This is a genomic window from Burkholderia sp. Se-20378 (genome assembly GCF_017104665.1).
Classification (GTDB): domain Bacteria; phylum Pseudomonadota; class Gammaproteobacteria; order Burkholderiales; family Burkholderiaceae; genus Burkholderia; species Burkholderia lata.
Genome location: NZ_JAAGPG010001210.1, coordinates 1 through 648 on the forward strand (window position 1 = coordinate 1; position 648 = coordinate 648).

Below are 648 nucleotides of genomic sequence, written 5' to 3' on the forward strand. Positions count from 1 at the left end.
TCGGGCGGCGCGCCGCCCGCGGCGGCGGCCCGGAAGCGCGCCGGCAGCGCATCGAGCGCGACCGGTGAATCGTCCCAGTACAGCTTGCCGGCATCGTCGATCGACAAGGTGACGGATTGCGGCGTGTCGCGCGCGATGCTGGCCGCGACCTTCGGCAAGTCGAGCCGGATCGCGTGCGTCATCAGCGGCGCGGTGATGATGAAGATGACGAGCAGCACCAGCATCACGTCGATCAGCGGAGTCATGTTGATCTCCGCCATCGGCGCGGACGTCTTGTGGTGCTCGAGTCCGCCGAATGCCATGGTCGCTCCTCCGGAATGGGTGCGTCAGGCTTCCTGCGCGCACACGAACACGTGCAGATCGCGCGCGAAGCCGTCGAGCTCCTCGGCGAGTTGCCGCACGAGCCGCCCGAGGATGTTGTAGGCCAGCACCGCGGGAATCGCGACGACGAGCCCGAACGCAGTCATGATCAGCGCCTCGCCGACCGGCCCCGCGACGTTCTCGATCTGCGCCTGCCCGCTCGCGGCGATGCTGCCGAGCGCGTGGTAGATGCCCCACACGGTGCCGAGCAGCCCGACGAACGGCGCGGTGCTGCCGATCGACGCAAGCAGCACCTGGCCGAATTCGAGGCGCCGCTGCGAACGCAGC

Annotated in this window: 2 protein-coding genes; both read right to left on the reverse strand. The window is 69.1% G+C overall.

Annotated elements, in window-relative coordinates:
• Positions 1 to 302: biopolymer transporter ExbD (locus G3N93_RS41050; RefSeq protein ID WP_206135642.1), on the reverse strand; the 302-nt coding region annotated here is incomplete at its 3' end.
• A gap of 24 nt (positions 303 to 326) precedes the next feature.
• A partial coding sequence (locus G3N93_RS41055) for a MotA/TolQ/ExbB proton channel family protein (protein WP_206135643.1) occupies positions 327 to 648 on the reverse strand: 322 nt, incomplete at its 5' end.